Below are 25,013 nucleotides of genomic sequence, written 5' to 3'. Positions count from 1 at the left end.
TGCCGTCGGAACGCAACGAGCATGGCTTCCTCTTCTTCGCTGAGAACGGTTGAGCGCGGCTTCCGAGGCCCGGTCTTGCGATCATCGACGGTCTGTCGCTTGCGCCACTTCGCGACCGTTTTGGGGTTGATCCCGTCCTGCGCGGCGATTGATCCACTGGATCAATCGCTTGTCGCTTGGACCCCAGGCTCAGCTCCGCGATCGAAGCTTGCGATCGCTGTATTGCTGCTCTGACGTCGTGCGTGCCCTCTCGGCAGATTTGCTATGCAAATCGCCTGCCGGGTAACAGTACGTGGCGCTGCCGTGACGAATTGCCCCATAATGCTTCCTTCCATTCCAACGAAAGGATCACACCATCAAACCTTGGGATCAAACACCTAATCATATACGCCTGAGATGTGTCCACGTTGGACAACCAAAACATGTTCCAACTCTGACGTTTCCAATCACCCACCAAGGGCAGCGCCCCGCACGGGGTGGGTGCGAAGCGCCCGCCGTCACGCCGGAGGCGTGCCGACGTTAGGCGGCGCACCTTCGGTGCGACGGGGCGGGTCGGGCGCTGCCCGGCGTGGACGCCGGGCGGGGCGGGTGTTGGGAGAGGTTCCCGATAGTTGGCTGTTTTGACGAGAGGGCGACCGGGGGTGGCGGGCTGAAGCCCTCCCTACGGCTGCATCCTACCGGGAGCTTGGAGGGTTAGCGCTTAGGCGTGTTTGGCGCGTAACTGACCTGGGTGTGGGCACGCAGTTGGCTGCGCCAACCGCTTTTGCCCACTGGCCCTGAAAACGGACAGCCTCAGCTGTCCATCTTCAACGCCGAAATAAACGCTTCCTGCGGGATTTCCACTTTCCCGAACTGGCGCATCTTCTTCTTGCCCGCCTTCTGCTTCTCCAGAAGCTTCCGCTTCCGAGTGGCGTCGCCGCCGTAGCATTTGGCGGTCACGTCCTTACGCAGTGCCGAAAGCGTTTCACGGGCGATGACCTTGCCGCCGATGGCCGCCTGGATCGGGATCTTGAACATGTGACGCGGGATCAACTCCTTGAGCTTTTCCACCATCGCCCGGCCGCGCATCTCGGCCCGATCGCGGTGCACCATCACCGAGAGCGCATCCACCGGCTCGTCATTCACCAGGATCTGCATCTTGACCAGCGTATCCTCGCGATAGCCGGTCATCTGGTAATCGAAGCTGGCATAGCCCTTGGTGACCGATTTCAACCGGTCGTAGAAGTCGAAGACCACCTCGTTCAGCGGCAGGTCATAGACCACCATGGCCCGCGGCCCGGCATAGCTCAGGTCTTCCTGAATGCCGCGACGGTCCTGGCACAGCTTCAGCACATCGCCCAGATAGTCGTCGGGCACCAGGATCGTCGCCTTGATCCGCGGCTCCTCCAGGTGGTCGACATAGGTCAGGTCCGGCATGTCGGCGGGGTTATGCAGCTCTGTCATCGTGCCGTCCTTCATGTAGACATGATAGACGACCGAAGGCGCGGTGGTGATCAGCTCGATATTATATTCGCGTTCGATCCGGTCGCGGATCACCTCGAGATGCAAGAGCCCGAGGAAGCCGCAGCGGAACCCGAAACCGAGCGCGGCCGAGGTCTCCATCTCGGAACTGAAGGAGGCGTCGTTCAGCGCCAGTTTCTCGATCGCGTCGCGCAGATCCTCGAATTCGGCGCTATCCACCGGGAAGAGACCGCAGAACACCACAGGCTGTGCCGGCTTGAATCCCGGCAGCGGCGTATCACAGCCCTTCTTCTCGTGGGTGATGGTGTCGCCGACGCGGGTGTCGCGCACCTGCTTGATCGAGGCCGTGAGAAAGCCGATCTCGCCCGGGCCCAATTCGTCCACCGGCTGCATCTGCGGCCGGAACACGCCGATGCGGTCAACGTGATGGATCGACCCGTTCGACATCATCCTGATGCGTTCGCCCTTCTTCAGCACGCCGTCCATTATGCGCACCAGAACCACGACCCCCAGATAGGAATCATACCAGCTGTCCACCAGCATCGCCTTCAGTGGCGCCGCACGGTCGCCCTGGGGGGCCGGCAGATGCGTGACGATGGCTTCCAGCACCTCGTGGATGCCCTGCCCGGTCTTGGCCGAAACCGCAATCGCGCCAGAGGCGTCGATGCCGATCACATCCTCGACCTGCTCCGCAACGCGGGACACGTCTGAGGCCGGCAGGTCGATCTTGTTGAAGACCGGCACGATCTCGTGATCGGCGTCGATCGCCTGATAGACATTTGCCAGCGTCTGCGCCTCGACCCCCTGGGTGCTATCCACCACCAGAAGCGAGCCCTCGACCGCGCGCATCGAGCGGGAGACCTCATAGGCGAAATCGACGTGGCCGGGGGTGTCGATCAGATTGAGGATATAGGTCTCCCCATCGTCGGCCTTGTAATCAAGGCGCACGGTGTTCGCCTTGATGGTGATGCCGCGCTCGCGCTCGATATCCATCGCGTCGAGAAGCTGCTCTTTCATGTCACGATCCTGCACCGTCCCGGTCTCTTGGATCAGGCGGTCTGCAAGCGTGGATTTCCCGTGGTCGATATGGGCCACGATGGAAAAATTGCGGATATGCGAAAGCTCGGTCATACGCGCGATATGTCTGGGAACGCGATGTCCGTCAAGCCGGCACGCGCGCGACATGGTGCTTGCGACCCATCCTTTCCCATTCCTTAATTTTGCCATAGTGCTCTGCCAGGGGAGCGGACACGCCACAACCTGCGGATCACAGGCAGGCGCAGCGCCCGTGAACGCATGGGGAACTCGGGCATACCTGCCCCTCAGCATGGGATTCGGCGACGGTTTTTCCGATTACCTGCGACAGCGCTGCAATTGCCTCGCGGACGAGACTGGAACATAGTATTGCCGATCCGGCCCGGCCCGATGGTCCGGCCCCGGAGAACGACCCGGAAAGAGGAAGACGATGAAATATCTGCTGACCGTCGCGCTCTGCGCCGGAGCCCTGGGATGGGCGGCCCCCGCCCCGACCGAGGCTGGCGTGATCGAGCGCGCTTGCCGCCAATCGAACCGCTCTGCGGCCTCGCCGCAGCTGTGCAGCTGCATCCAGCGAGTCGCGAATTCCAGCCTCAGCGCCTCGGAACGGCGCAAGGTCGCCCGCTGGTTCGGCGATCCGCATCAGGCGCAGGAAATCCGCCAGTCCAGCCGCAGCAGCGATTCCAAGCTCTGGGAGCGGTATCGCGCCTTCGGCGATCGCGCCAATCAGGTCTGCGGCTGAGGCGATCCGGGCGCACGACAGAGGGGCGCGCTTCGCCCAGCACCAGTGCTGTCGCCGCCCCGCACGCTTTGCCCTGCATCCGCCAGCAAGCGTTCACACTCACGGCCCTGCCCGCCGCAATTCGGCGCTGCGGGCATGGCCTTCCATTCCCTCCGCCCGGCTGATCCTAGCGGTGGCCAGGACCAGATCGGGCAAGGCCGGAGCAACGGCCCGTTGCCAGGTCACCACCTTCAGAAACTTGTGAACACTCAGCCCGCCGGTATAGCGCGCCGCCCGCGCAGTGGGCAGTACATGATTGGGACCAGCCGCCTTGTCTCCGAAGGCCACGGCCGTTTCCGCCCCCAGAAACAGAGAGCCATAGACCCCAAGCCGGGCGCGCCACCAAGCGGGATCCGCCGCCTGGACATGCAGATGTTCCGGCGCGTAATCGTCGGCCAGCGCCGCCATCTCCTCACGCGAGGAACACAGCCTGACCTCTCCCAGCCCCTCCCAGGCCTGCCGCGCCGCAGTGGCATTCGGCTCGGGCAATTGATCGAAGCAGGTGGGCAACAGCCGCAAAACAGCCTCGGCCAGCGGACGGTGGTCGGTGACCAGCCAGACAGGCGAGCTGGCACCATGTTCGGCCTGCGCGGCCAGGTCCCAGGCGATCACCTGCGGATCGGCAGATCGGTCCGCCACCACCAGCAGGTCAGTCGGGCCAGCGAACATGTCGATTCCAACGGGACCGAACAACTGCCGCTTGGCCTCGGCCACAAAGGCATTGCCCGGCCCGACCAGGATATCCGCCGCCGGCGCCCCGAACAGTCCCTGCGCCATCGCGGCCAGCGCCTGCACCCCGCCCAGCACCAGCACCCTGTCGGCCCCCGCCAGTGACATCGCATAAAGAAGCGCCGGAGCGATCCCCGCAGCCCCCCGGGGCGGCGAGCACACGGTGATATCCCTGACCCCGGCGACCCGTGCGGTGGTAATGCTCATCAGCGCCGAGGCGATATGCGCATAGCGCCCCCCCGGCACATAGCAACCGGCGGCAGACAGCGGCAACAGCCGCTGCCCCGCCATCAGCCCCGGACGCAGTTCGACCTCGAACTCCCGCACCGAAGCACGCTGCGCCTCGGCGAACCGGCGGATGTTCTCATGCGCATAGCCGATTGCCTGCTTCAGCGCCTCCGGCACCTGATCCGCCGCCGCCGCGACCTGCCGCGGGGACAGCACCACCGCCCCCTCCCAACCATCGAGCGCCAGCGCGTAATCGCGGGCGGCCGCCTCGCCGCCGGCAGCCAGGCGGGCCAGCATCGCCGCCACCTGCTCCGCGACATCGCCGACGACATCAGCCGGTGCGGCACCGGCGGCCTTGAGAACCTCAGCGGACATGACAGCTCCTTCCCGGGCAGCATTGCAATCTCACCCACGCGACCTGCCGCGACAGGCTGCGAGGACTTGACCCAAATCACGTCTATATTCACAAAAGGTAAAACTGTGAGGAAGCATGACATGCTCATGAAAGGCGTCACGCTGCGCGGGCTCGAAGTATTCGCCGCGCTCGGCTCGACCGGTTCCGTGGCCCAGGCGGCCGAGCTGACCGGTCTCAGCCAGCCTGCCGTCAGCCAGCAATTGCGCAATCTGGAAACCGCACTCGGTACCGAGCTGCTGGATCACGGTCGCCGCCCGATGGTGCTGACGCCGGCGGGCCGCGGTTTTCTTGCCCGCACCGAGGCGGTGCTGTCGGAACTGCGTCTGGCGCAGAGTGAGCTGACCGTGATGGACCTGAGCGAACTGACAACGCTCTCCTTCGGGATCATCGACGATTTCGACAACGACCTGACCCCGCGACTGGTCACCACCCTGGCCGAAAGCCTGACCCGCTGCCGCTTCAAGATGATCACCGCGCCCAGCCATGAAATCAACGATGCGCTGGAGGAACGCCGGCTGCATATCGCCGTCGCCGCCAGTACCGGAGAGCTGCGCGAAGGAATTTCGGAATATCCGCTTGCCCGCGATCCCTTTGTCCTGGTTGCCCCGCGCGGCGCGGTCCGTAACCGGCAGAACATTATGGAATCCTTGTCGGGCCTGCCGTTCCTGCGCTACGCCAAGGAACAGATGATCTCGCGCCAGATCGAAGCGCATCTGTCCCGCCAGCGCCTGCTGTTCGAAGAGCGTTTCGAGATCGGCAGCCATCTGGCGCTGATGGCCATGGTCGCCCGTCGCATCGGCTGGGCGCTGACCACCCCGCTGGGCTATATGCGCGCCGGTCGCTTCCACGACGATATCGACGTCTTTCCCCTGCCCTTCACCCCCTTCTCGCGGACCATTTCGCTGTTTGCCGCCGCCGACTGGGCCGATCGGGTGCCGCGCGACGTGGCCCAGACCATGCGCCAGCTTGTGCGTAGCCAGATGATCGACCCTGCGGTCAGCCGACTGCCCTGGCTGGCAGGTCAGCTTCGGGTGCTTGAGGAATGATCCGGGATATAATCTGGCGGGGGCAGCGCGATCGGAACACATCGGCAAGGCTTCGAGGCAAGGGGCACGACAATCCTTAACCGCAGCAACCCCAAGGACAAGCGGCGCGGGCCAAGATTTCGCATCCTCGGGCTGCGAATTTGACTTCTCTTAATATCTGACTGGAAAACGCCTCAGCCTTCGGCGCGTAACGCACGCCTGAGACCCGCTGCCGCCGCCTCGATCAGGTCGAGCGCCCCATCGAAATCCCGGGTATAGTAAGGATCGGGCACATGGTCGGTGCCGCTGTCCGCAATGTAATCGGTGAACAGCCGTACCGGTGTGTCGCGCCCCACCGGGCGCTGCGCCTCGATGTCGCGCAGGTTCTGCCCATCCATCGCCAGAATCAGATCGAACCGGCTGAAGTCAGCAGGCTCGAACTGCCGCGCCCTCAACGCAGCCAGATCAATCCCGCGCGCCCGCGCCGCCGCCCGCATCGGCCCATAGGGGGGCTCTCCCACATGCCAACCCGAGGTGCCGGCACTGTCGATCTCGCAATCGGGCAACAGGGCGCGCGCCACCCCTTCCGCCGCCGGCGACCGGCAGATATTGCCAAGACAGACAAACAGAATACGGGTGGTCATCGACATCTCCTTCCGCCACCCTGATAAGACAGCGCAAACCGCGAGGGAAGCCCATGGAAAAGATCGTCATCCTGACCGGCGCCGGCATTTCCGCCGAAAGCGGCCTCGGCACCTTCCGGGACGAGGGCGGACTCTGGGCCCAGCACCGGATCGAGGACGTGGCCACCCCCGAAGGCTTCGCCCGCGATCCTGCCCTGGTGCAGGAGTTCTATAACATGCGCCGCCTGCAGGCGGCGCAGGCACAGCCCAACACCGCCCATGTGGCGCTGGCCAGGCTGCAACGGGATTTCCCGGGCGAGGTGGTGATCGTCACCCAGAACGTCGACGGGTTGCATGAAAAGGCCGGTGCGACCGGAGTGCTGCATATGCACGGCCAGCTTGACAGCGCGCTCTGCTCTGCCTGCGGTCAACGCTGGCCCGCGCCGATGCGCATGACCGTCGGAGAACCCTGCCCGAGTTGCAAGACCTCCACCGCACGCCCCGATATCGTCTGGTTCGGGGAGATGCCCTATTTCATGGACCAGATCTTCGACCATCTGGTGAGTGCGGATATTTTCGCCGCCATCGGCACCTCGGGCCAAGTCTATCCCGCCGCCGGCTTCGTACAAGAGGCTGCCGCCGCCGGCGCCCATACCATCGAGCTGAATCTCGATCCCTCGGCGGTGGTGTCGCAATTCGACGATACCCGCTTTGGCCCGGCAACCCGGACCGTGCCGGTCTGGGTCGAGGAACTTCTAGCGCGTTAAGGCAGGCGATCCGCCCAACGCAAAGGGCCGCCCCCGAAGGTGCGGCCCGATGTCTGGCGATCGCCGTCGACTCAGTTGTTCATTTTCATCTGACCATGCTGTTGCATCTGCATGCCGCCCTGCGGTTGGCGCTCTAGATCGACGGGCACGTCGATCGTCACCTCGCCGGCCTTTTCGAAGGTCAGGGTGATCTGGACGATATCACCCTGCTCCAACGGCCGGGTCAGCCCCATCAGCATGACGTGGTCACCGCCACGCGCCAGCGCATGGTGACCATGGGCGGGGACAGGAAAGCCTTCCTCGACCTTCATCATGCTCATGACGCCCTGGCCGTTGTCCTTGTGGGTATGCAATTCGACCCGCTTCGCGACATCCGAGTTGGCCGCGACCAGCCGGTCGTCCTGATCGCCCTCATTCATCAGCACCATGAAGGCGGCGCCGGTCTTCGACATCTTGGTCGCTGCACGGGCATAGGCGTCCTGCACCTGGATATCGCCGGCAACGGCAGGCAAGGCCAGGGCCAGGGTCGTGGCAGCGGCGATAAGAACGGTTTTGACAGACATGATCTCTCTCCTCTTGTGGTCGTCGTCTGTGGCTTGGAACTGGGAACAGATATCAGCCGACAGAGGGAGGATCCCGGGCCCGGGCTGTCGGCACCGGGCGGCCGGAACAAAGCCCCCGCTGACAGGCCGACAGCCGCCGCACCTCAAGCGTCAGCGGCGCCGGCAAGATCGCGGGCGGCGTCACGAAGGCCAGGAAATGCAGCGCGAAATCGGGGCAGATATGCGGCGGGCCCGTGGGATTGCCGCTGTCGTCGACATAGACGGTGACCGGACCGGAGCCGATGCAAATCTCGATCTGCCCGGCGACGCCGGCGGCGCCCCGGGCGACGGCCATGCTCTGGCTGGTCAGCGCCATCACGACGACCAGAGCCAAACCGAAATATATGCGCCAACTACGGATCATAGCCGCAGCATATAGTCAGGCAGGGATCCGACGGGCAAGCGCAAAGCTGCAGGCACGGTACGGCAAAACCCCGCACCTGGGGCACGGGGTTTGCAACTGTCCTGACGGATCAGAAAGGATCAGGCGGCGTTGGCAGCAGCAGCCTTGGCGATCTCTTTCTTGATTTTCAGAGCGTTATCCGAAAGCTCTTCGTCCTTGGCCTTGGCCAAGAAGGCGTCCAGACCACCCCGGTGATCGACGCTGCGCAGCGCGGCAGCAGAGATCCGCAGCTTGACGCCACGCCCCAGCGTTTCGGACTGCAGCGTCACATCGTTCAGGTTCGGCAGAAAACGCCGGCGGGTTCTGTTTTTAGCATGGCTGACGTTGTTGCCAGTCATGGGGCCTTTACCGGTCAGTTCGCAACGGCGCGACATGGTTTCATCCTCGTCTTTTCTCGGGCGTTGATGCCGGGGTTCTGGAACCCCCGCGTGGCCCTGCAAATAACAGGGGCGCCGCTTTGGCAGCGCCCGGAATCTCGTTCGCAGGCTATTACGCGTGCGGCAGGGAATCGTCAAGCCCCGGCTGCACAGGCCCCACTCACATTCTCAGATGCTCGCGCAGCATGGCTTCAGCTGCCCCCGCCGGAGAGATATCGCCTGCCGCGACCCGGGCGGAAAGCTCGGCCATTGCCGCTTTCGCCTCACCGGTCTCCAGCCGTGCGAGCAGTGCCTGACGCACCTCCTGGTCGAACCAGTAGAGCGCCTGATCGGCGCGCCGCCGGTCCCAGAACCCATTCTCCCGCCGCCAGTCGATCAGCGCCTGCATCTCTGTCCAGGCCTCTGCCAGCCCCACTTCGGTCTGAGCCGACACCATCATTGCCTTGGGAAAGCCCTCCGGGTCCTGAGGGCGCTTGCGCAGCAGCCTCAACGCACCGGCGTAATCCGAACAGGTCCGCGTCGCCGCCGGCTTCAGATCACCATCCGCCTTGTTGACCAGGATGATATCGGCCATCTCCATGATGCCGCGCTTGACGCCCTGCAATTCATCCCCGCCGGCCGGTGCCAGCAGCAGCACGAACAGATCAGACATCTCCGCCACCACGGTCTCGGACTGGCCCACCCCCACCGTCTCGATCAGGATGACATCGAAACCAGCGGCCTCGCACAGCTCCACCGCCTCGCGGGTGCGCCGCGCCACACCACCCAGATGCGACTGGCTGGGAGAGGGGCGGATGAAGGCATTGGGATCGCGGCTCAACCGCTCCATCCGGGTCTTGTCGCCCAGGATCGAGCCGCCCGAGCGGGTCGAAGACGGATCCACCGCCAGCACGGCAACCCGCAGCCCCTGCCCGGTCAACATCATGCCGAAGGCCTCGATAAAGGTGGATTTGCCCACCCCCGGCGTGCCCGACAGGCCGACACGCACCGCCTGCCGCCCGACCGCCCGCAGTTGATCCAGCAGCGCCGCAGCCTCTGCCCGATGGTCCTGACGGCTGCTCTCCACCAGCGTGATCGCCCGCGCCAAGGCGCGGCGATCGCCCTTTAAGATCTTGTCACCCAGGTCTTGTATCCGCATGCTCATATCCTGCCGGTCCAGCGCCCTACATGCCTTGGCCGGACGACATTTGTCCAGTGCGGAGGGCTGCGGCCGCATGACCCGGGGCCTGATCCGGAGCCTGCTTCTGCGCCTCGCCGCCTCTGCCCCGGGGCAAAACTGCTGGAGACATATTTCTCGATCCTGGCGCTGGAGCCGAAGCTTGGCCCCCGGTTCTGACCGGTTCGGTCGATCCGCGCTGCCATGTCGTTGCCTCCCGCTTCCGAACAGCGAGGCCGGCCCGCACGATGGCGCCCATTTCCGCCCCCCCTTCCGCGGCGAGATCATGAACACCAGTCGCAGCGAATCACCAGCCGATTTGCGCTGCAGCGGCAGCGCGGCAACGCCTCCCCCGCAGCGGTCGCCCGCTCCACCCTCTGCGCCAGCGGGAGTTCGACGGTGAGCGGCGGCCCGAACTCCCTCCCTTCACCGAAGAGGCCGAAGCCGATGAGGGCTCTGCATCGGCGCCTATCGCATCCGGGGCGAGACGATCCGTGGCCCCCCTGGTGCTGCTGCGCCGCTAGACCCGCCGGCCGCTTTGTCGGATAAGGCGCGGATGACCCAGAGCTTGCCCATAGACACCGCCCTGCCCGATCTGCTGGAGGCCCTGCGCCAACAGGGCCGCGCCGTCTTGCAGGCGCCGCCCGGAGCGGGGAAAACCACGCGGGTGCCGCTGGCGATGCTCGACGCCGGGCTGACGACAGGGCGCATCGTCATGCTGGAGCCCCGCCGCCTTGCCGCCCGCGCCGCCGCCGAACGCATGGCCGAGACGTTGGGCGAGGCGCCGGGCCAGACCGTCGGCTATCGCGTTCGCGGCGACAGCAAGGTGTCGAAAACCACCCGGATCGAGGTGGTGACCGAAGGTATCCTGACCCGCATGCTGCAATCCGATCCGGAGCTGTCCGGCATCGGTGCGGTGATCTTCGACGAATTCCACGAACGCTCCCTCAACGCCGATTTCGGCCTTGCCCTCTGTCTCGAAGTCGCCGGCGCCCTGCGCGACGATCTGCTCCTGCTGGCGATGTCAGCAACGCTCGACGCCGGACCGGTGGGCGATCTGATGCGCGCGCCCGTCATCACCTCGGAAGGACGCAGCTACCCGGTGGAAACCCGCTGGCTCGACACCCCGCTCGGCCCCCGGGCGCGGCGGGACGAGGCGCTGGCCGATCTGGTGGTGCGGGCCGAGACTGAGACGCGGAAGCTGGGCGGCGGCCTTCTGGTCTTCCTACCCGGGGAGGGGGAGATTCGCCGCGCAGAAACCGCCCTTTCCCGCCGCCTGCCCGACAGCGTCCAGATCCGCCCGCTCTATGGCGCGCTGCCCTTCGCCGCACAGCGCGCCGCGATCGAGCCCGCCACATCGGGGCGCAAGATCGTGCTGGCGACCTCCATCGCCGAAACCTCGCTCACCATCCAGGACGTGCGGGTGGTGGTCGACATGGGGCTGGCGCGACGCGCCCGTTTCGATCCCGGCGCCGGCATGTCGCGGCTGGTGACCGAACGGGTGACCCGGGCCGAGGCAACCCAACGCGCCGGTCGCGCCGGTCGGGTGGCCGAAGGCGTCAGCTATCGGCTCTGGTCGAAGGGAGAGGAAGGCGCCCTCGCCTCCTTCCCGCCGGCCGAGATCGAGGCGGCAGACCTGACCGGCCTCGCGCTTGATCTCGCGCTCTGGGGCGCCTCGGATCAGGAACTGGCCTTTCTCACCCCGCCGCCCGCCGGCGCCCTGGCCGAGGCGCGGACGCTGCTGCGCCTGCTGGGAGCGTTGGACGACAAGGGCCGGATCACCGATCACGGCCGGGCCTTGGCCACGCTGCCGCTGCACCCGCGCGTCGCCCATATGCTGGTACTGGCCGGCCCCGAAGCCGCTCCCCTCGCCGCCCTGATCGAGGAACGCGACCCGCTGCGCGCCGCGCCCTCGGATCTGACCCTGCGGCTCGAGGCGCTGCGCGATCTCAAACGATTCACCGCCGAGCGCCCCTTCGAGGTCACCCGCCCGACGCTGGAGCGCATCCGGACCGAGGCCAAGCGCCTGCGCGCGCAAGCCCCCGAGGCAAGCCTGCCCGGCCTCTCCGCCGCCGCCATGGCCGCGCTCGCCTATCCCGACCGCATCGGCCAACGCCGCAAGGGCGATGCCCCGCGCTATGTCCTTTCGGGCGGCAAGGGCGCGGTGATGACCGCGGGCGACCCGCTGGCTGGCGCCCCCTTCGTGGTCGCGACCGACCTCGACGGTGACCCGCGCGAGGCGAAGATCCGCATGGCGGCGCAGATCGGCGAGCGCGATATCCGCGAGCTTTTCGCCGACCAGATCGGCTGGATCGATCACTGCGACTGGTCGAAACGCGACCGCCGGGTGGTGGCGCGCAGGCAAGAGCGTTTCGGCACGCTGGTGCTGGATGACCGGGTCTGGAAGGACGTGCCACCCGAGGCGGTGGCCCGCGCCATGCTCGAGGGCGTGCGCGATCTGGGCCTGCGCCTCGATGGGGCTGCGGCACGACTGGCGGCACGGGTGGAACTGTTGCGCGCCACCGGCGCCGATCTTCCCGACTTCTCGCCCGACGGGCTGATGGCGACGCTGGAGGACTGGCTGCTGCCGATGCTGGGCAAGGTGAAAACGGCGGAGGATTGGAAGCGTTTCGATCCCCACCCCGCCTTGCAGGCGGCGCTGAGCTGGGATCAGCAGCAAGAGCTCGATCGCCGGGTGCCCGGCTCCTTCACCACGCCGCTGGGGCGCAAGGTGCCGATCGACTATTCCGGCGGCGACGGGCCCGAGATCGCCCTGCGGCTGCAGGAACTTTTCGGCGTCACCACCCACCCGACCAGCGCCGGTCAGCCGATCAAGATCACGCTCCTCTCCCCCGCCCAGCGCCCAGTTCAGGTGACCCGCGATCTGCCCGGCTTCTGGGCCGGCTCCTATGCCGATGTGCGCAAGGACATGCGGGCGCAATACCCCAAACATCCCTGGCCCGAGGACCCGACCCAAGCCGATCCGACCCTGCGCACCAAGCGGCGCGACCGCCCGGCCGAGTGACACAAGGTTCAGCCGCGAATCTCTGCCGGCGTCTTGCGCAGCCCGCGATATCCCTGCGCCTCGACTTCATGCACCAGCCGCGCGACCCGCTCGCAAATCGGCGCCCGCCCCCCCTGCTGCTGCGCCAGCTCCACGATCGCCCCCTGCATATGGTCGATCTCGGTCAGGCGCCCGTCCTCGAGATCATAGGCCATGGAGGTCCGCGCCATCGGGTCGATCGTCAGCATCCGCTCCGCGATCCGGGTAAACAACGGCGTCGGCAACCGCAAAATAGCCGGCAGCAGTACGGCAGGCACCGGCGCCGGCGGCCGCGCGACGATCCCGGACCGGCGCAGTACCCTCAGCGCCTCGGCGATCTGATCGGCCATCAGGCGGCGCCACTCCCGATCCAGTAGCTGATCGCGCAACGAAATTCCGGACAGGGCATTAAGCGCATTGGCCAAATTCAACAGCAGCTTGCCCCATTGCGCCGGCAGGATGTCATCGACCTCCCGCACGACCAGCCCCGGCACCGACAGCCGCGCCGCCAGATCGCCCGCCCCGGCCTCGATCACGATATCGCCGCTGCTGGCACGATGCCAGGCGGCAGGCCCGGCCGGCACCACGTTGAACCCCACCATCGCGGCACGGACATCGCGCCCGGGCAGCGCCGCGCGCAACAGATCGGCATTGCCGACCCCATTTTGCAGGCTGATCACCGGCGCCGCCTGCGGCGCATGCGCCGCGATCTCGGCAGAGATTGTCGCGGTCGCCCCGGATTTAACCGCCACCAAGACCAGCGCCGCCCCCTCCAGTGCCTCGGGGCGCTGCGCCAGCCCCAACCGACCGGAGCCCACCCTCACCTCCAGACCGGAAAAATCGGTCAGTTTGAGCCCGCTTGCACGGATCGGGCCAAGCACCCGCTCGCGCCCCAGCAACGTCACCGGATGCCCGGCCGCGGCCAGAAGTCCGCCGACGAAACAGCCGATCGCGCCGGCCCCGGCGATGACGATACGTTCCTCAGACATGACCTCCTCCCGTCGCAAATCTGATCCTAGTGTACTCCTGTCGCCCCCTTCGCGAAACGCCGACAATGACGCGCCCGTTCCAGCGAAACACCCCTGTCCTTTTTCTGGCGTCAAATATCCCCGCCGGAGGCTCCCGCAACAAACGAAAACGCCCCGGCCAGACAGCCGGGGCGCTCCATCTCGGCTTCGACCAAGCCGTGGGCGAATACGGAGGGTCTCAGGCGCCCATGCACCAGCGCATGACCGCCTTTTGCGCATGCAGCCGGTTCTCCGCCTCGTCGAAAATCACCGATTGCGGCCCGTCCATCACCTCAGAGGTCACCTCCTCCTCGCGATGCGCCGGCAGGCAATGCATGAACAGCGCGTCAGGCTTGGCGTGTTTCATCAGCGCGGCATTCACCTGATAGGGCCGCAGCATGTTGTGCCGCCGCTCTTTCGAACTCTGGCTGTCATGCATGCTGACCCAGGTGTCGGCCACCACCAGATCGGCGCCCTCAACCGCCTTGGCAGCATCGCGTTCGATCACCACCTTGGCCCCCTTGTCGCGCGCGAAGCCCACGAACTCCTCTTCCGGATCGAGCTGCGCCGGGCCGGTGAACGTCAGATCGAAGCCGAACTGCCCGGCGGCATGAAGGAACGAGGCACAGACATTGTTACCATCGCCGGCCCAGACCACCTTCTTGCCGGCGATCGGGCCGCGGTGTTCCTCATAAGTCAGGATATCGGCCATGATCTGGCAAGGGTGGGTCCGGTCGGTCAGCCCGTTGATCACCGGGACCGAGGCATATTCCGCCATCTCGGTCAGCACGGTTTCATCGAAGGTCCGGATCATGATCAGATCGACATAGCGCGACAGCACTCGGGCGGTATCGGCGATGGTCTCGCCATGACCAAGCTGCATGTCCTTGCCCGACAGCACCATGGTCTCCGCCCCCAGTTGGCGGGCGCCGACGTCAAAGGACACTCGGGTCCGGGTCGAGGGCTTCTCGAAGATCAGCGCCACCATCCGGCCGGCCAGCGGCTGGTCGTCATCGGGAGTTCCCTTCGGCCGCCCCGCACGCGCCTGCTTCATTTGACGCGCCTGGTCGATCATCCCCCGCAGCGCGGCGGGGTCGGTTTTGTAGATATCCAGAAAATGATTCATCTTGCTTACTTTTCGTCTTGGGACGGTCGCACCGCCCGGGAAAGAATGCGGCGCCCGCCGCGCGATCTCAGGCGGTTTCGCCCAGCTTGGCCGCGACCGTCTCGGCCGCAGCCTCGAGCCGCGTCAAAGCCTCGGCGATCTCATCCTCGCTGAGGTTGAGCGGCGGCAACAGGCGGATCACATTGTCGCCGCCCGGCACGGTGATGACCAGATTGTCATAGCCCGCGGCCACCACATCGCCGTTCGGCACCTTGCACTTCAACCCCAGCATCAAGCCGAGCCCGCGCACCTCTTCGAAAACATCTGGATGGGCGGCGACCAGCCCCTCGAGCTTTTGACGCAGCATGCCCGCCTTGCGGTTCACCCCATGCAGGAACGCCGGCGTATTGATCTGCTCCATCACAGCACAGCCTACGGCGCAGCCCAGCGGGTTGCCGCCATATGTGGAACCATGAGTCCCCGCCGTCATGCCCGAAGCAGCCTCTTCCGTCGCCAGCACCGCGCCCAGCGGGAAGCCGCCGCCGATGCCCTTGGCCACCATCATGATGTCCGGGGTGATCCCGGCCCATTCATGCGCGAACAGCCGGCCGGTGCGGCCCATGCCGCATTGCACCTCGTCCAGCACCAGCAGACAGCCCTTTTCGTCGCAAAGCGCCCGGATCGCCTTCAGGTCGGCATCGGCGATCGGGCGAATGCCGCCCTCGCCCTGTACCGGCTCCAGCAGCACTGCACCGGTCGTCTCGTCGATCGCTGCCTCCAGCGCCGCCAGATCGCCCCAGGGCAGATGCTTGAACCCCGGCAGGATCGGGCCGAAGCCCTTGACCATCTTCTCGGATCCCGCCGCCGCGATCCCGGCCGAGGAGCGTCCGTGGAACGAACCTTCGAAAGCGATGATATCGGTCTTCTCCGGCTGACCTTTGTCATACCAGTATTTCCGCGCCATCTTCACTGCCAGTTCGCAGGCCTCGGTGCCCGAGTTGGTGAAGAAGACGGTATCGGCAAAGGTCGCCTCCACCAGCCGATCGGCCAGCGCCTCCTGTTCGGGGATGTGATAGAGGTTCGACACGTGCCAGACCCGATGCGCCTGATCGGTCAGCGCCGCCACCAGCGCCGGATGGGCATGGCCCAACGCGTTCACCGCGATGCCGGCGCCAAGGTCAAGGAAACGTCGGCCATCCGCCTCGATCAGCCAGGAGCCTTCGCCTTTGACGAAGGAAAGCGGCGCGCGGTTATAGGTCGGCAGAACGGACGGGATCATAGGATCATCCTTTGCGGGTAGCACAGGCCCAAGGGAATGCCCGGCTTGGGCGCTTGGGTCAACGATTTGAGATAGATATGAAGGGGAACTGCACCGGAATTCCAGTGCAAAAGATCGAGAGGCGCCGTTACGCGTGTGCGCGTCGGCGTCGGAGCTGTCGGATATGTGCCAGGTCGATCATGGCGCACGCTTAGCCCGAACACCGGCAAAAGGAAAGCCCCAATCGCAGCGCCTGTTCCGCCCCGCCGCCAAGACGCGGGCGATCCCTCCCCCGCGAACACATCCGTCCCATCGCCCCCTGTCCAAGCCGCCTTGTATCTCGCCCAACAGTGATTAAAATAAGTGTCCGATGGGAAATGATCAGAGCGGCCCCCGCAGTGCGGGCCGCTTTTCAGCTTTGAAAGGCACAAGATGTCCTGGACTGACGAGCGCGTTGAACTGCTCAAGAAAATGTGGGCCGAGGGCCAGTCGGCCAGCCAGATCGCCAAGGAGCTGGGCGGCGTCACCCGCAACGCCGTGATCGGCAAGGTGCACCGCCTGGGACTGTCCAACCGTACCACCGGGGCCGCGCCGGTCAAAGCCGAAGCCAAGGAAAAACCAATCGAGACACCGAAGCCCGAGGTCGCGGCCAAGCCCAAACCGGAACCGCGCCCGGAACCTGCCCCCCGCCCCGCCGCCGAGGCCAAACCGGCCGCGGAACCGCGCCCGATGCCGCCGGCGCGCAAGCAGATCATCCCCGCCGGCCAGCCGCTGCCGCCGCAACCCTCCGCAAATGAAATCAGCCCCGAGGCGCTCGCCAAGGTGAGCGAGGTCGAAAAGAAGGCCAAGAAGCTTACTCTGATGGAGCTGACCGAACGCACCTGCAAATGGCCTGTCGGCGACCCGGCAACCGATGACTTCTGGTTCTGCGGCCTGCCGACCCAGGCCGGCAAACCCTATTGCGAGGCCCATGTCGGCGTCGCCTTCCAGCCGATGAGCACCCGGCGCGACCGGCGTCGCTGAGTCCCGCGCAAGCGTGCGGCCCCGATCCGGACCGCACGCGATCGTGCAGCAGCGCACAGCGCGCCCTGCGCCCTCCCCGGCTTGGCAAAGCCCGTGCGCAGGCTTACCCCTTGTGACATCCCGCCCGACGAGGATCCGTCACAACAGGAGGAACGCGCATGAATACCCCCTACACCCCGCCCGAGGTCTGGACCTGGGACAAGCAGAGCGGCGGCCGCTTTGCCAGCATCAACCGCCCCATCGCCGGCCCGACCCACGACCAGGCACTGCCAAAGGGCGAACACCCCTTCCAACTCTATTCTCTGGCCACCCCCAACGGGGTAAAGGTCACTGTTCTTTTCGAGGAACTGCTGGCCGCCGGTCATGCTGGCGCGGATTATGACGCCTGGCTGATCAAGATCGGCGACGGCGATCAGTTCGGCTCGGGCTTCGTCGAGGTCAACCCGAACTCGAAAATCCCCGCGCTGATGGACTACAGCGGCGACACCCCCATCCGCATCTTCGAATCCGGCGCCATCCTTTTGCATCTGGCCGAGAAGTTCGGCGCCTTCCTCGGCGCGCCGGAAAACCGGGCCGAAATGCTGTCCTGGCTGTTCTGGCAGATGGGCAGCGCCCCCTATCTGGGCGGCGGCTTCGGCCACTTCTACGCCTATGCGCCGGAAAAATGGCAATATCCGATCGACCGTTTCGCGATGGAGGTCAAACGCCAGCTCGACGTGCTGAACCGCAATCTGGCCGACCGGCAGTTCATGACCGGCGATGATTACACCATCGCCGATATCGCGATCTGGGCCTGGTACGGACAACTGGTTCTGGGCCGCCTCTACGACGCGGCCACCTTCCTCGACGTCGAGAGCTACGCCCATGTCCGTCGCTGGGCGAAACAGATCAACGCCCGCCCTGCGGTGCTGCGCGGGCGCATGGTCAATCGCACCTTCGGTGAGCCGTCGCTGCAATTGCACGAACGCCATGACGCCAGCGATTTCGACACCAGAACGCAAGACAAACTCACCGCCGAGGAGTGAACGCCGGCGCGGGCCATCCTCCGGGGCCGCCCGCGCCCTCCGTCCGCATGACACCCGCTCTCGGCGCAGGCGGTTCGCCGGATTTTGCCTGCTCACGGCTGACAAGAGGCGGATCAGGAAACTCTCCGGGGGAGAGTTTCCCCGCCGAACGGTCCGCTGGACTGCTTGTCCCTGCGCCTCCCGGGGCTACGCCCGTTCGCGGCTGAAAACAGTCCGCTGGACTGTTTTCCGGGCGCCGCTCACCCCCTTTTTCTGGCTGGAAATATCCCGGGGGAGGCGCCGCAGGCGACGGGGGCAGAGCCCCCCCTTTCCCGTCTCCCCGCAGCCTACACCTACTTCAGGATCGGCGGCTTTGCCGGATTGCTGCCCGGCGCCTCCTGGAACAGGGGCTCGGGCTTGGCGGGTTCGGGCAGATCAAAGCGCAGACCGACCGCCGCGAAACTCGCGGTCACCGGGTCGTCGCCAGTGAAGAACCCGACATCCATCGCGCCTGCCTCGATGCCCGAAAAGGTCAGCGCCTCGCTCGCTGCCTTGGCCAGCGCCCCCTCGGCCTGTTCCAGCGCATCAACGAAGGCCAGCAGATGACCATGGCCTCCGGCGGCATCGCGGGTGCCGACCAGATAGGCCACCCGCGCCAGCCCCACTGCAGTCGCCAGCTTGGTGTCGATCGCGGTGATCAGCTCCTCGGGCAGCCCACCCGGCGCGATCACCTCGCTGATCTGCGCCTCGGTTTCCTGCGGCGCATGGGAAAGCGTGTCGCACAGCCAGTCCATCGCCGCCGGCGGGATCAGGATGGCCGAGGGAGCGACCCCCAGATTGAGCCCTACCCCGACACCCTGCCCCCGCAACATCTCGGCCAGGATCCGGCCCGACATCGCCGCATAGGGCGCCACCCGTTCGGCGAAGCGCGCCAGCCGTTCCTCGCGATCGAAGACCAACACGAACCGCCCGTCCTCGGTATCGAAGATCTCGGGCGAAACGTTATCGTCCAACGCCTCTTCGGTCAGCAACAGGAACAGTTCGGCATCGGCGAGCCGTTCGTAGAACCGCAGCCGCGCGGCCCCCTCATCGCCGGCGGCCTCCATCGCCGCATGGGCCATGTCGATCGGGGTCAGCTCTTCGGTCTCATCGCTCATTCAGCACCTCCTTCACCCGGGCGCGCAGAACCGGCAGCAGTTCCGCCTCGAACCAGGGGTTTTTCTTCAGCCATGCGGTATTGCGCCAGGACGGATGAGGCAAGGGAAAGACGCGCGGCGCATGATCGCGCCAGCCGGCCACTGTCGCGGTCACCGGGGACTTTATTCCCATATGCCAGCGCTGCGCATGCCCGCCCACCAGGATCTTCAGCTCGACATCGGCAAGTTCCGCCATCACGCGACCGTGCCAGGTGCGAGCACAAAGCGCCGGCGGCGGCAGATCGGCCTTTCGGTCGTTGTAGCCGGGGAAACAAAACCCCATCGGCACCACCGCCACCCGGGACAGATCATAGAAGCTCTCCGCATCCATCCCCAGCCAGCCCCGCAGCCGATCACCAGAAGGATCGGTGAAGGGACGTCCGCTTTCATGCACCCGGGCACCCGGCGCCTGCCCGGCTATCAGAATGCGCGCGCCCGGACGATACCAGACAACGGGACGCGGCACGTGATGAGTCGCCGTCGCGGCAAAGCGATCGGCACACAATCGGCAAGCACGGATCTGCTCGATCAGGTCAGAAGACCCGGCCATCAACCGCCCTTTTCCCACCGTGTCGGGCCATTCCTGCCGACTGTTCCCCCTGCCCGCGCCGCCTGACAGACTTAATCACCCGTTCACGAAACGGAAACAAAACGCGCAAACACCCCCATCTTCCGCAGCCACCAAAGTGGGGAAAGACCCATCCAGACTGCTGTCGGCGTTGCCCCATTTCGGCCTCAATCTTGATGGGATTTTGTTTCATATTTCGACATAATCTAGCCCAATTCCCCCTGTAAGTCGTTAATACTCCTCTGATAAAGAGGCGGCCTGAGCATAAGCCAGTGCACATGACGCAAGGAAGCCAAGGCTGCATCTGCAGCTCCGGAAGACACAATGCTTGAATTCGACAACGTCAGCAAATCCTTCTGGACCGGGGTTCGCCGCAAGGTGATTCTGGATCAGGTGTCCTTCCGGGTGGATCTTGGCCGATCGCTGGGCATCCTGGCGCCCAACGGCACCGGCAAGACCACCTTGATCAACATGATGGCCGGCCTGGAAAAGCCCGACGAAGGCGAAATTCGGCGCGGCTGCAAGATTTCCTTTCCCCTGGGCTTCATGGGCGGCGTCGTCAGCCGCATCTCGGCGATGGAGAATTCGCGCTATATCGCCCGGCTCTACGGCATGGACCCCGACTATGTCGAAGCTTATTGCCGCTGGCTCTGCGGGCTCGGGGAATATTTCGACCAGCCGATCGGCACCTATTCCTCGGGGATGCGATCGCGGTTTTCCTTCGCGCTGATGCTGGCACTGGACTTCGACATCTATCTGATCGACGAAGGCATGCCGAGCTCGACCGACGTGGAGTTCAACCGCAAGGCCGGCGCCATTCTGAAAGAGCGGCTGCGCACCACTACGATCATCATCGTGTCGCACCAGCCCGCCACCCTGGAAAAGTTCGCTCGTTCGGCAGCCGTCCTGCTGAATGGCAAGTTACATATGTTCGACACCTTGGAAGAGGCGAAGCAGCTTTATGACTATGAAACCCAAGGCTAAGAAATTCCGTATCCGCCGCAGCCCCGCCGCGGGCAGCGCCCAGGCTGCGACCGTCGAGCAACAGGGCGAGACCAACCCGTCGCGCCCGCCCGAGGTTGAGCGGCTGCGCCCCCGCGTGGTGACGGAGAACGACACCGCCCGTCGGCCCGAAGCCGATCCGACAGCGGGCGATGCCGCGGCACAGACGGCAGCCGTCGATCAGCCGGCAACGCCTGAGGCGCCCGCCGCCTCTGCGACCGATGCCTCCGCCCCGGCAGAGCCCGCAGTCGCCGACACCGGAACCACGGCAGGAACCACCGCCGAGACCACCGCCGGAACGATCGACGACGATACCGCCCGCAGCCAGGCAGCTGACACGACAGACACAGCGCGCAGCGGCATGGTCTCCTCCGCCCATGAGATGAGTGTCGAGGCAGAGATCGACGCCATTCGCCGCGAAGGGTTGACTGGCCGGCAATTGCGCATGGCGCGCCGGGTGGCGCAGAAACACAGCCTGCCGGCGACATCGGATTTCGACGCGGTCCGGCTGCTTCGGCAGCAGGGCATCGACCCGTTCCACCGCTCCAACATGCTGGAACTGGTGGTGCCGCGCGACGATAGTGACGCTCCGAAGGACAAGGTGCAACTGCCGCAAACGATCCCTGCGGGCACCACTACCCTGCCCTCGACAGACCTCAGCCCGGCGCAACAACGCGAACGGGAAATCACCGAGATTCAGCGCGATATCGTCAGCCGCCGCCGCAAGAAGATGCTGCTTCTGCTGACGCGGCTGTTCTTCTTCGTGATGATTCCCACCGCCGTGGTCGGCTGGTATTTCTATTCCGTGGCGACACCGATGTACGCCACCAAGTCAGAATTCCTGATCCTCAAGGCAGATAACGCCGGTGGCGGCACCGGTCTGGGCAACCTGCTCAGCGGCACGCAATTCGCCACCAGCCAGGATTCCATCGCAGTGCAATCCTACCTGGAATCCAAGGACGCCATGCTGCGACTGGATGCCGATCAGGGGTTCAAGGCGCATTTCAGCCAGCCCTGGATCGACCCGATCCAGCGACTGCCCGCCGATCCGACCAACGAGCAGGCCTATAAGATCTATTCGAAGGACGTAAAGATCGGCTACGATCCGACCGAAGGCGTGGTGCGCATGCAAGTGATCGCCGCCGACCCCGAGACCAGCGCCAATTTCGCCCGCAGCCTGCTGTCCTATGCCGAGGAACGGGTCAACCACCTGAGCGAACAGAAACGATCGGACCAGATGCGCGATGCGCTGGCCGGCTTCGAGAACGCGCAGATCGAACGGCGCAAGGCGCAGGAGGCGCTGGTGACGCTGCAGCAAAAAGGCGCGATTCTTGATCCCGAAGGGGTGATCGCGGCGCTGCGCGGGCAGATCAACAACATCGAAATCCAGCTTCAGGACAAGCAACTGGAACTGTCCGCGCTGATGGACAACCCACGCCCCAACCAGGCCAAGGTCGAAGGCGCCAAGGGCGATGTGCGGCGGCTTCAGGATCTTCTTGATCAGCTCAACAAGAAGATGGTCGATGCCTCGAAGGGCGAAAACTCCCTGGCCGAGCTCAGCGTCCGCATCCAGATGGCCCAGGCCGACCTCACCACCCGGGACATGATGCTGCAATCGTCCCTGCAACAGGTCGAACAGACCCGGATGGAAGCGAACCGCCAGGTCCGCTATCTGACCACCTCGGTCGAGCCGGTCGCCAGTCAGGATCCCGCCTATCCCAGGAAGTTCGAGAATACGATTTTGGCATTCCTGTTGTTTTCCGGTATCTACCTGATGATCTCTCTGACCGCCTCGATTCTCCGTGAACAGATAACGTCGTAATCTCATGAAACATGTCGAAGTGGCCGGTCTGACGATCGGCAATGACCTGCCGCTGACCGTGATCGCCGGCCCCTGCCAACTGGAAAGCCGCGATCATGCCGAGATGATCGCCGGCCGGATGAAGGAGATTTGCGAGGCCGCTGGCGCGCAATATGTCTTCAAGGCCTCCTACGATAAGGCGAACCGCACCTCGGTCTCCGGCAAGCGCGGCCTCGGGATCGAGGCCGGACTGAAGGTGATGGAAGAGGTGCGCGCCGCGATCGGCGTGCCGACCCTGACGGATGTGCATGCGCCCGAACAATGCGCCGCGGCAGCCCAAGCGGTGGACATCCTGCAGATCCCGGCCTTCCTGTCCCGTCAGACCGACTTGCTGGTCGCTGCGGGAGAGACCGGCGCCGTGATTAACATCAAGAAGGGCCAGTTCCTGGCGCCCTGGGACATGGCGAATGTGGTGGCCAAGGTGGAAAGCACCGGCAACAGCCGTATCCTGCTGACCGAACGCGGTTCTTCCTTCGGTTACAACACGCTGGTCGCCGACATGCGGGCGCTGCCGCAGATGGCCAAGACCGGCTATCCGGTGGTGATGGATGCGACCCATTCGGTGCAGCAGCCCGGCGGGCTGGGCGGATCGTCCGGCGGACAGCGCGAATTCGCCCCGGTGATGGCGCGCGCCGCAGTCTCTCTGGGCATCGCGGCCGTGTTCATCGAAACCCATGAAGATCCCGACCGCGCGCCCTCGGATGGGCCCAATATGATCCCTCTCGATCAGATGGGAAAGCTGATCGACACGCTGATGCAGTTTGATGCGCTGGCCAAGGCCAACCCGATTGAAATTTGAATTTTGAGGTTCTGACACGATGACCCGGCCGCTTTACGAGGTGTCCCCGAACACCTGGAATTTCCTGAAAACCCCGATGATCAAACCGACTGGCTTTCGCGAATACGACGCGCGCTGGAAATATCCGGAAGAAATCAACCTGCCCGGCATGACGGCGCTGGGGCTTGGCCTTGGCACCCAGATGATCGCCCGCGGCATCGACCCGGTGATCGCTGTCGGCAACGATTATCGCGACTATTCCCTGGCGATCAAGAACGCGCTGATCCTGGGGCTGATGCAGGCCGGCATCCACGTCAAGGACATCGGCCCCTGCATCACGCCGATGGCCTATTTCTCCTCCTTCCACCTGGGAGGCTGCGCGGTGGCGATGGTCACCGCCTCGCATAACCCGAACGGCTGGACCGGGGTGAAGATGGGCTTCAACATGCCGCTGACCCACGGCCCGGACGAGATGTCCGAACTGAAGGACATCGTGTTGAACGGCAAGGGCGAGGCACGCGAGGGCGGCAAATATGAATTCGTAGACGGCGTCTGGGACGCCTATATGGACGATCTCGTGGGCGACTTCAAAATGACCCGCAAGCTCAAGGTGGTCTGCGCCACCGGCAATGGCACCGCCGGCGCCTATGCCCCTGCCCTGCTGGAGCGGCTCGGGGTCGAGGTCGTGCCCTCGCACAACGAGCTCGACTATACCTTCCCGAATTACAACCCGAACCCCGAAGCGATGGAAATGCTGCACGACATGTCGGCCACGCTGAAGGCCTCGGGCGCCGATCTGGCGCTTGGCTTCGACGGCGACGGCGACCGCTGCGGCGTGGTCGATGACGAGGGCGAGGAGATCTTCGCCGACAAGGTCGGCGTGATCATGGCCCGCGATCTGTCAAAGCTCTATCCCGGCTCCACCTTCGTCGCGGATGTGAAATCCACCGGTCTCTTCGCCTCCGACCCCGAGCTGAAGGCGAATGGGGTCAAGGCCGATTACTGGAAGACCGGCCACAGCCACATGAAACGCCGGGTGCACGAACTGGGCGCGCTGGCGGGCTTCGAGAAGTCGGGCCATTACTTCATGGCCTCCCCCGTGGGGCGTGGCTATGACGACGGCATGCGCGTGGCGGTCGAGATCTGCAAGCTGATGGACCGCAACCCGGACATGAAGATGTCTGATCTGCGCAAGGCGCTGCCCAAGACCTGGTCGACACCGACGATGTCGCCCTATGCCGCCGATACCGAGAAATACGAGATCCTCGACCGGCTGGTGGACAAACTGGTCGCAAAACATGCCGCAGGTGACAGCTTTGCCGGTCAGCCGATCAAGGACGTCGTCACCGTGAACGGTGCTCGGGTGATCCTGGAAAACGGCTCCTGGGGGCTGGTACGCGCCTCGTCGAATACCCCGAACCTGGTGGTGGTCTGCGAAAGCTCTGTCAGCGAAGAAGAGCTGCGCGCGATCTTCAAGGAGATCGACGACGTGATCCGGACCGAACCCGGCGTCGGCGATTACGACCAGACATTCTGACCCAAGCGGCGCGCCCGGAAACACTTTCG

The 25,013-nt window shown here is 65.0% G+C and carries 22 protein-coding genes and 1 pseudogene; 10 read left to right on the top strand and 13 right to left on the bottom strand.

What is annotated here, in order from left to right; genetic code table 11:
• Both G455_RS26995 and lepA read right to left on the bottom strand, forming a co-directional pair.
• Positions 1-149, bottom strand: a pseudogene (locus tag G455_RS26995) (IS481 family transposase); the annotation flags it as partial.
• Between the two features lie 643 nt (positions 150-792).
• Positions 793-2,592, bottom strand: a complete 1,800-nt coding sequence (lepA, locus tag G455_RS0118220; RefSeq protein ID WP_028095011.1) for a translation elongation factor 4 — start codon at positions 2,590-2,592, stop codon at positions 793-795.
• A 334-nt stretch (positions 2,593-2,926) separates the two neighbouring features.
• Between lepA and G455_RS0118215 the strand changes: the two genes are divergently transcribed.
• Positions 2,927-3,238: a hypothetical protein gene (locus tag G455_RS0118215; protein ID WP_028095010.1), complete on the top strand. Its 312-nt coding sequence runs from the start codon at positions 2,927-2,929 to the stop codon at positions 3,236-3,238.
• A 99-nt stretch (positions 3,239-3,337) separates the two neighbouring features.
• On the opposite strand, the gene hisD is transcribed toward G455_RS0118215, so the two are convergent.
• Complete coding sequence (hisD, locus tag G455_RS0118210; protein ID WP_028095009.1) at positions 3,338-4,609, bottom strand: histidinol dehydrogenase; 1,272 nt, start codon at positions 4,607-4,609, stop codon at positions 3,338-3,340.
• 120 nt (positions 4,610-4,729) lie between these two features.
• On the opposite strand from hisD, the gene G455_RS0118205 reads away from it, so the two are divergent.
• A complete protein-coding gene (locus G455_RS0118205; protein WP_028095008.1) occupies positions 4,730-5,695 on the top strand; it encodes a LysR family transcriptional regulator in 966 nt (321 codons plus the stop codon).
• A gap of 173 nt (positions 5,696-5,868) precedes the next feature.
• Here the strand turns inward: G455_RS0118205 and G455_RS0118200 are convergent, their stop codons facing one another.
• The gene (locus G455_RS0118200) at positions 5,869-6,318 is read right to left on the bottom strand and encodes a low molecular weight protein-tyrosine-phosphatase (RefSeq protein WP_028095007.1); all 450 of its coding nucleotides are present in this window, start codon (positions 6,316-6,318) and stop codon (positions 5,869-5,871) included.
• Between the two features lie 53 nt (positions 6,319-6,371).
• Between G455_RS0118200 and G455_RS0118195 the strand changes: the two genes are divergently transcribed.
• On the top strand, positions 6,372-7,064 hold the full coding sequence (locus tag G455_RS0118195; RefSeq protein ID WP_028095006.1) for an NAD-dependent deacylase: 693 nt from the start codon (positions 6,372-6,374) through the stop codon (positions 7,062-7,064).
• A gap of 71 nt (positions 7,065-7,135) precedes the next feature.
• Here the strand turns inward: G455_RS0118195 and G455_RS0118190 are convergent, their stop codons facing one another.
• The 4 genes from G455_RS0118190 to meaB form a co-directional block, all read right to left on the bottom strand.
• Positions 7,136-7,627 (bottom strand): copper chaperone PCu(A)C, encoded by a 492-nt coding sequence (locus G455_RS0118190; protein ID WP_028095005.1) that lies wholly within the window; start codon positions 7,625-7,627, stop codon positions 7,136-7,138.
• Between the two features lie 52 nt (positions 7,628-7,679).
• Positions 7,680-8,030 carry a hypothetical protein gene (locus tag G455_RS26720; RefSeq protein ID WP_028095004.1) on the bottom strand — a complete coding sequence of 117 codons (351 nt, stop codon included), beginning with the start codon at positions 8,028-8,030 and terminating at the stop codon, positions 7,680-7,682.
• 119 nt (positions 8,031-8,149) lie between these two features.
• Complete coding sequence (gene rpmB / locus G455_RS0118180) at positions 8,150-8,443, bottom strand: 50S ribosomal protein L28 (protein WP_028095003.1); 294 nt, start codon at positions 8,441-8,443, stop codon at positions 8,150-8,152.
• Between the two features lie 163 nt (positions 8,444-8,606).
• A complete protein-coding gene (gene meaB / locus G455_RS0118175; RefSeq protein WP_028095002.1) occupies positions 8,607-9,584 on the bottom strand; it encodes a methylmalonyl Co-A mutase-associated GTPase MeaB in 978 nt (325 codons plus the stop codon).
• 574 nt (positions 9,585-10,158) lie between these two features.
• Between meaB and hrpB the strand changes: the two genes are divergently transcribed.
• A complete protein-coding gene (hrpB, locus tag G455_RS0118170) occupies positions 10,159-12,627 on the top strand; it encodes an ATP-dependent helicase HrpB (RefSeq protein WP_028095001.1) in 2,469 nt (822 codons plus the stop codon).
• A gap of 8 nt (positions 12,628-12,635) precedes the next feature.
• Here the strand turns inward: hrpB and G455_RS0118165 are convergent, their stop codons facing one another.
• From G455_RS0118165 to G455_RS0118155, 3 genes are all read right to left on the bottom strand, one after another.
• A complete protein-coding gene (locus G455_RS0118165) occupies positions 12,636-13,634 on the bottom strand; it encodes a 2-dehydropantoate 2-reductase (protein ID WP_028095000.1) in 999 nt (332 codons plus the stop codon).
• Positions 13,635-13,851: 217 nt separating this feature from the next.
• A complete protein-coding gene (gene argF, locus G455_RS0118160) occupies positions 13,852-14,778 on the bottom strand; it encodes an ornithine carbamoyltransferase (protein WP_028094999.1) in 927 nt (308 codons plus the stop codon).
• Between the two features lie 67 nt (positions 14,779-14,845).
• A complete protein-coding gene (locus G455_RS0118155) occupies positions 14,846-16,036 on the bottom strand; it encodes an aspartate aminotransferase family protein (RefSeq protein WP_028094998.1) in 1,191 nt (396 codons plus the stop codon).
• Positions 16,037-16,447: 411 nt separating this feature from the next.
• On the opposite strand from G455_RS0118155, the gene G455_RS0118150 reads away from it, so the two are divergent.
• Positions 16,448-17,038: a GcrA family cell cycle regulator gene (locus G455_RS0118150; RefSeq protein ID WP_028094997.1), complete on the top strand. Its 591-nt coding sequence runs from the start codon at positions 16,448-16,450 to the stop codon at positions 17,036-17,038.
• A 158-nt stretch (positions 17,039-17,196) separates the two neighbouring features.
• Positions 17,197-18,063, top strand: a complete 867-nt coding sequence (gene yghU / locus G455_RS0118145) for a glutathione-dependent disulfide-bond oxidoreductase (protein ID WP_028094996.1) — start codon at positions 17,197-17,199, stop codon at positions 18,061-18,063.
• 332 nt (positions 18,064-18,395) lie between these two features.
• Here the strand turns inward: yghU and G455_RS0118140 are convergent, their stop codons facing one another.
• Positions 18,396-19,199, bottom strand: a complete 804-nt coding sequence (locus G455_RS0118140) for an SseB family protein (RefSeq protein WP_028094995.1) — start codon at positions 19,197-19,199, stop codon at positions 18,396-18,398.
• Positions 19,189-19,788 (bottom strand): uracil-DNA glycosylase family protein, encoded by a 600-nt coding sequence (locus G455_RS0118135; RefSeq protein WP_028094994.1) that lies wholly within the window; start codon positions 19,786-19,788, stop codon positions 19,189-19,191. Before G455_RS0118135 ends, G455_RS0118140 begins: the two co-directional genes overlap by 11 nt.
• Positions 19,789-20,130: 342 nt before the next feature.
• Between G455_RS0118135 and G455_RS0118130 the strand changes: the two genes are divergently transcribed.
• From G455_RS0118130 to G455_RS0118115, 4 genes are read left to right on the top strand one after another with little or no spacing between them, the layout of a single operon-like run.
• Positions 20,131-20,790, top strand: a complete 660-nt coding sequence (locus tag G455_RS0118130; protein ID WP_028094993.1) for an ABC transporter ATP-binding protein — start codon at positions 20,131-20,133, stop codon at positions 20,788-20,790.
• Complete coding sequence (locus G455_RS0118125) at positions 20,768-22,630, top strand: capsule biosynthesis protein (RefSeq protein WP_028094992.1); 1,863 nt, start codon at positions 20,768-20,770, stop codon at positions 22,628-22,630. The genes G455_RS0118130 and G455_RS0118125 overlap by 23 nt, the downstream gene beginning before the upstream one ends.
• Before the next feature lie 4 nt (positions 22,631-22,634).
• Positions 22,635-23,468 (top strand): 3-deoxy-8-phosphooctulonate synthase, encoded by an 834-nt coding sequence (gene kdsA / locus G455_RS0118120; protein ID WP_028094991.1) that lies wholly within the window; start codon positions 22,635-22,637, stop codon positions 23,466-23,468.
• A 19-nt stretch (positions 23,469-23,487) separates the two neighbouring features.
• Complete coding sequence (locus G455_RS0118115) at positions 23,488-24,984, top strand: phosphomannomutase/phosphoglucomutase (RefSeq protein WP_028094990.1); 1,497 nt, start codon at positions 23,488-23,490, stop codon at positions 24,982-24,984.
• The last annotated feature ends 29 nt before the right edge of the window (positions 24,985-25,013 follow it).

The sequence above is a fragment of the Pseudodonghicola xiamenensis DSM 18339 genome (assembly GCF_000429365.1).
In the GTDB taxonomy this organism is placed as follows: Bacteria; Pseudomonadota; Alphaproteobacteria; order Rhodobacterales; family Rhodobacteraceae; genus Pseudodonghicola; species Pseudodonghicola xiamenensis.
The sequence above is the reverse complement of the archived record's forward strand: the minus strand, read 5'-3'. Positions and strand labels throughout refer to the sequence as shown.

Excerpts from the sequence above, each read along its gene's own strand:
- G455_RS0118135 (WP_028094994.1), bottom strand. The coding sequence starts at position 19,788 with ATGGCCGGGTCTTCTGACCTGATCGAGCAGATCCGTGCTTGCCGATTG.
- G455_RS0118215 (WP_028095010.1), top strand. The coding sequence starts at position 2,927 with ATGAAATATCTGCTGACCGTCGCGCTCTGCGCCGGAGCCCTGGGATGG.
- lepA (WP_028095011.1), bottom strand. The coding sequence starts at position 2,592 with ATGACCGAGCTTTCGCATATCCGCAATTTTTCCATCGTGGCCCATATC.
- G455_RS0118200 (WP_028095007.1), bottom strand. The coding sequence starts at position 6,318 with ATGACCACCCGTATTCTGTTTGTCTGTCTTGGCAATATCTGCCGGTCG.
- G455_RS0118190 (WP_028095005.1), bottom strand. The coding sequence starts at position 7,627 with ATGTCTGTCAAAACCGTTCTTATCGCCGCTGCCACGACCCTGGCCCTG.
- G455_RS0118205 (WP_028095008.1), top strand. The coding sequence starts at position 4,730 with ATGCTCATGAAAGGCGTCACGCTGCGCGGGCTCGAAGTATTCGCCGCG.
- G455_RS0118155 (WP_028094998.1), bottom strand. The coding sequence starts at position 16,036 with ATGATCCCGTCCGTTCTGCCGACCTATAACCGCGCGCCGCTTTCCTTC.
- yghU (WP_028094996.1), top strand. The coding sequence starts at position 17,197 with ATGAATACCCCCTACACCCCGCCCGAGGTCTGGACCTGGGACAAGCAG.
- meaB (WP_028095002.1), bottom strand. The coding sequence starts at position 9,584 with ATGCGGATACAAGACCTGGGTGACAAGATCTTAAAGGGCGATCGCCGC.
- G455_RS0118125 (WP_028094992.1), top strand. The coding sequence starts at position 20,768 with ATGACTATGAAACCCAAGGCTAAGAAATTCCGTATCCGCCGCAGCCCC.
- kdsA (WP_028094991.1), top strand. The coding sequence starts at position 22,635 with ATGAAACATGTCGAAGTGGCCGGTCTGACGATCGGCAATGACCTGCCG.
- G455_RS0118150 (WP_028094997.1), top strand. The coding sequence starts at position 16,448 with ATGTCCTGGACTGACGAGCGCGTTGAACTGCTCAAGAAAATGTGGGCC.
- rpmB (WP_028095003.1), bottom strand. The coding sequence starts at position 8,443 with ATGTCGCGCCGTTGCGAACTGACCGGTAAAGGCCCCATGACTGGCAAC.
- G455_RS0118130 (WP_028094993.1), top strand. The coding sequence starts at position 20,131 with ATGCTTGAATTCGACAACGTCAGCAAATCCTTCTGGACCGGGGTTCGC.
- G455_RS26720 (WP_028095004.1), bottom strand. The coding sequence starts at position 8,030 with ATGATCCGTAGTTGGCGCATATATTTCGGTTTGGCTCTGGTCGTCGTG.
- G455_RS0118165 (WP_028095000.1), bottom strand. The coding sequence starts at position 13,634 with ATGTCTGAGGAACGTATCGTCATCGCCGGGGCCGGCGCGATCGGCTGT.
- G455_RS0118195 (WP_028095006.1), top strand. The coding sequence starts at position 6,372 with ATGGAAAAGATCGTCATCCTGACCGGCGCCGGCATTTCCGCCGAAAGC.
- G455_RS0118115 (WP_028094990.1), top strand. The coding sequence starts at position 23,488 with ATGACCCGGCCGCTTTACGAGGTGTCCCCGAACACCTGGAATTTCCTG.
- G455_RS0118140 (WP_028094995.1), bottom strand. The coding sequence starts at position 19,199 with ATGAGCGATGAGACCGAAGAGCTGACCCCGATCGACATGGCCCATGCG.
- hrpB (WP_028095001.1), top strand. The coding sequence starts at position 10,159 with ATGACCCAGAGCTTGCCCATAGACACCGCCCTGCCCGATCTGCTGGAG.
- argF (WP_028094999.1), bottom strand. The coding sequence starts at position 14,778 with ATGAATCATTTTCTGGATATCTACAAAACCGACCCCGCCGCGCTGCGG.
- hisD (WP_028095009.1), bottom strand. The coding sequence starts at position 4,609 with ATGTCCGCTGAGGTTCTCAAGGCCGCCGGTGCCGCACCGGCTGATGTC.